Consider the following 4,590-nt stretch of genomic DNA (forward strand, 5'->3'; position numbering starts at 1 on the left):
GACTTGCACCACCACCGACAGCTTAAAAGCCAGGCTGTAGTCCCGCTGCGTCCGCTTGATCCCTTGCTCCATCTGGCACCTCCTCGCCTCGGCGAAAAAGTGTCAACCTATTTCAGGATGGGTCACCGCAAACAAAAAAGCCCGGCACAAGCCGGGCTTTTCCGTTCGTTCGATCGAGCGCGCCGTTACGCGCGTCCGTCGCGCAGTTCGCGCCGCAGGATCTTGCCGACGTTCGTCTTCGGCAGTTCCGTACGGAACTCGACCAGCTTCGGCCGCTTGTAGCCGGTGAGCCGCTCCTTGCAGTAGGCGAGGATGTCCTTGTCGGTGAGCGCCGGATCCTTCTTCACGATGAACAGCTTCACGGCCTCGCCGGAGTGCTCGTCAGGCACGCCGACCGCCGCCACCTCGAACACGCCCGGGTGCGACGACACCACGTCCTCGACTTCGTTCGGATACACGTTGAAGCCCGACACGAGAATCATGTCCTTCTTCCGGTCGACGATCTTCACGTAGCCTCGCGCATCCATCACGCCAACGTCGCCCGTCTTGAAGAAGCCGTCCGCGAACATGACCTTCGCGGTCTCGTCCGGCCGGTTCCAGTAGCCGGCCATCACCTGCGGCCCGCGGATGCAGATCTCCCCGGGTTCGCCGAGCGCAACGTCGTTGCCGGCGTCGTCGCGAATCGCCACTTCGGTCGACGGCAGCGGCAGGCCGATCGTCCCGCTGTACTCGGTCGCCGTCACGGGGTTGCAGGTCGCCACCGGCGACGTTTCGGACAGCCCGTAGCCTTCGATGATCGCCGTATGGGTCTTTTCAAACCAGCGTTTCGCGACACCCTCCTGGATCGCCATGCCGCCACCGTTGGCGATCACGAGCTTCGACAGGTCGAGCTGATTGAATTCCGGGTGGTTCAGCAGCGCGTTGTACAGCGTGTTGACCGCCGGGATCGTCGAGATCTGGTAGCCCTTCAGTTCCTTGATCATGCCGGCGATGTCGCGCGGGTTCGGGATCAGGATGCCCATGCCACCGGTACGCATCGTCAGGAAGCCGCAGACGGTCAGCGCGAACACGTGATACAGCGGCAGCGCGACAACGGTCACGAACTGTTTCACCTCCGGATACTTCTCATGAGCCGGATGGTGCCAGGCGCCCGCCTGCAGCACGTTCGACACGATGTTCCGGTGCAGCAGCGTCGCGCCCTTCGCCACGCCGGTCGTACCGCCCGTGTATTGCAGGAACGCCACGTCGTCGGGGCCGATCTTCTGCGCCTTGAATGCCTGCCGCGCGCCTTCCGACAGCGCGGCCTTGAAGCGCGTGAACGACGGCAGCTGCCAGGCAGGCACCATCTTCTTCACGTTGCGCACGACGTAGTTGACGAGCCAGCCCTTGATGCCCAGCAGATCGCCCATCGATGCGACGACGACGTGCTTGACGCCCGTCTTCTCGATGACAGCCTGCAGCGTCGACGCGAAATTCTCGAGGATGACGATCGCCTCCGCCCCGCTGTCCTTCAGCTGGTGTTCGAGCTCGCGCGGCGTATAGAGCGGATTGACGTTGACGACGGTGTAGCCTGCGCGCAGTACCGCGGCGATCGCCACGGGATACTGCAGCACGTTGGGCATCATGATCGCGACGCGCGCACCGCGCGCAAGCCCGCGCGATTGCAGCCACGCGCCGAACTGGCGCGACAGCTTGTCGAGTTCGCCGTACGTGATGCCCTTGCCCATGCAGACGAACGCCGTGCGGTCGCGATACTGCCGGAAGCTTTCGTCGAGCAGGTCCGGGACAGAGGGATAAGGAGACGCGTCAATTTCGGCTGGAACGCCGGGTGGGTACGATTTCAGCCAAATTTTGTCCATACTGCGCGTCTCCTCACAGATTTTCGAATGGTCGTGCTAAAACGCATCGTAACGGCTCGCCCGTCCCGAGACAACAGGGTTAGATGTCCACTTCGAACTTCCGTGGCAAATCGTCTGATCATACGGGGATATTCGATCAAATGCGTTCAACTTCCACAAGGCAATCGTAAAACGTCGCCGAATTGCCAAGATCGGTCAACGCCTGGCTCGTTACCTCGTTTGCGTTCCGGCCGTCCGGTGACAGCTTCTTCCACCAGATCGACAGCCCGACGACGAGTCCGGCACGTGCGCGATCGGTAATTCTCGCGAGCGCCTGCATCGATCCACGGTCGTTGAAGATCCGTACGACGTCGCCCTCGGCGATGCCGCGCGACTCGGCGTCCGACGGGTGGATGTCGAGGTGCGGCTCGCCTTCCGTATGACGCAGGCTGTCGACGTTCACGAACGTGCTGTTCAGGAAATGGCGGGCCGGCGGCGAAATCATCGCAAGCGGATAGCGCGCGGCAAGCTCGGGCGCAGCCTCGGCCGATTCGAACGGCGGCAGGTAGTCGGGCACGGGATCCACCCCCATCTGCTCGAGCCGCGGGCTGTAGAACTCGCACTTGCCGGATGGCGTACGGAAACCGCCCTCAGCGAACGGCGCCTCCGGCAGCTTGAGCTTCAGCCAGCCATCGCGTTTCAGCGTGTCCCAATCGCTGTCGAGCACCGGATCGTCCCAGCGGAGCGCCGCGCGCGCGACCTCCTCGTCGCTGTGATAGAGCGCGGGCTCGTCGAGCTCCATGCTGCGCGCGATGCCACGGAAGATCTCCGTATTCGGCCGTGCGTCTCCCACCGGGGGAATCGACGGCAGGTTCGCCATCACGTAGGTGTGGCCGTACGATTTATGGATGTCCAGATGCTCGAGCTGCGTGGTCGCCGGCAACACAATGTCGGCGAAATCGACGGTATCTGTCTTGAAATGCTCGAGAACGACCGTGAACAGATCGTCACGCGCGAACCCTGCGGCGACCTTCGAAGAATCCGGCGCGACGGCCACCGGATTCGAGTTGTACACGATCACCGCTTCAACTTTCGGCCCGAAGGTTGCATCGCCCGGGTGCAGCAGCGCATCGCCAATCGCGTTCATGTTGATGATGCGCGGCAGCGTGTGCGGCCAGCCCGGCATCAAGTCCGGGCGCAGCAGCGCCGCCTGGTTGACCGGCGCGGATTCCGACGACGAGAGCAACAGCCCGCCGGCCCGATCCCGCCAGGCGCCCGTCAGCGCCGGGAGGCTTGCAATCGCGCGTACCGCGTTGCCACCGCCGCGGACGCGCTGCATGCCGTAGTTGAGGCGGATCGATGCCTTGCGGGTAGCGCCGTAGCGACGCGCAAGGTCGACCAGCTCCGACGCGTCGATGCCGCAGATCTGCGCAACGCGTTCTGGCGGATAGGACATCGTCCGCTCCTTGAGCGCGTCGAAGCCGAGCGTATGGCTGGCGATGTAGTCGTGATCGAGCAAGTTTTCGGTAATCAGCACGTGCATCATGCCGAGTGCGAACGCGCCGTCGGTGCCGGGTTTCAGAGCGATATGCTGATGGCACTTCTCCGCAGTCAGCGAACGGTACGGATCGATGGCGACAAGACGTGCGCCTCGGCGCTTCGCTTCCTGCGCACGCGTCCAGAAGTGCAGGCTCGACGCGATCGGGTTTGCGCCCCAAATCAGAATCAGCTCGCTTTCCTCGAAATGCTCGAGGTGCATGCCGAGACTGCCGCCATAGGTGTAACGCAACCCCGCCGCACCAGCCGCCGCGCAGATCGTGCGCTCGAGTCGCGACGCGCCGAGCTTGTGGAAGAACCGCTGGGCGATGCCCTCCCCCTGCACGAGCCCCATCGTCCCGGCATAGCTGTACGGCAGGATCGCTTCCGGTGAGCGCGTCGCGATCTCGCCGAGACGACGGCCGATCTCATCGAATGCCTCGTCCCAGCTGATCGGCACGAAACGCCCTTCCCCTTTCGCGCCGATGCGCTTGAGCGGGACGGTGAGGCGGTCGGGGTGATGAACGCGATCGGCGTATCGGCTGACTTTCGTGCACAACACGCCTTGCGTCGGCGGATGGTCGGGATCGCCCGTGACCTTGATCGCCTTGCCGTTTTCGACAGTCACACGCATTGCGCACGTGTCCGGACAATCATGCGGGCAAACGGCCCGGGCTACCTGAATGGCGGCGTTCATCGTTTTGAATGCAGAGATGGGGGTTCGCAAATTTTACGTGGACACGCCGAATAAAGCGTTCATTTCGTGCGGATTCTGCGTTATCCGACCGATATGCGATTGGAGGAGGCGGGGAGAGTTTCGGTTGTTCCGTGAGTCCTCCGCGGGGGAGACTTGCATGGCCCAACCCGGTGTTCGTTGTCGACGATGGGAAGCGGATCGTGCACGACGGCGCCAACCGATCCACGGGGATGAAGGAATTGCAGTTTTGAGCGGAGATAGAATCGATAGACCCGAGGATCGCGAATGATATCGGCTCTTTGGGAACCGAACGCTGTAATTGGGGGCGCTTGGGCGCGGTGATGTGAGCATGTCATCCCCCGTCCCCAACCCCCATGCATTTCCGTCGCGCCAATGCAAAAACCCCCGCCTTTCGGGCGGGGGTTTCTGGCTTAAGGAGCCTGACGATTACCTACTTTCACACGGGAATCCGCACTATCATCGGCGTAGAGTCGTTTCACGGTCCTGTTCGGGATGGGA

Annotated in this window: 2 protein-coding genes; both read right to left on the minus strand. The window is 62.7% G+C overall.

The window, feature by feature from the left end:
- Window positions 1-185: 185 nt before the first annotated feature.
- Complete coding sequence (locus LGN19_RS39365; RefSeq protein ID WP_226220231.1) at window positions 186-1,859, minus strand: long-chain fatty acid--CoA ligase; 1,674 nt, start codon at window positions 1,857-1,859, stop codon at window positions 186-188.
- Window positions 1,860-1,995: 136 nt separating this feature from the next.
- Window positions 1,996-4,071 (minus strand): molybdopterin-dependent oxidoreductase, encoded by a 2,076-nt coding sequence (locus LGN19_RS39370; protein ID WP_226220233.1) that lies wholly within the window; start codon window positions 4,069-4,071, stop codon window positions 1,996-1,998.
- Window positions 4,072-4,590 lie beyond the last annotated feature (519 nt).

The organism is Burkholderia sp. AU30198 (genome assembly GCF_020419825.1).
Lineage (GTDB): Bacteria > Pseudomonadota > Gammaproteobacteria > Burkholderiales > Burkholderiaceae > Burkholderia.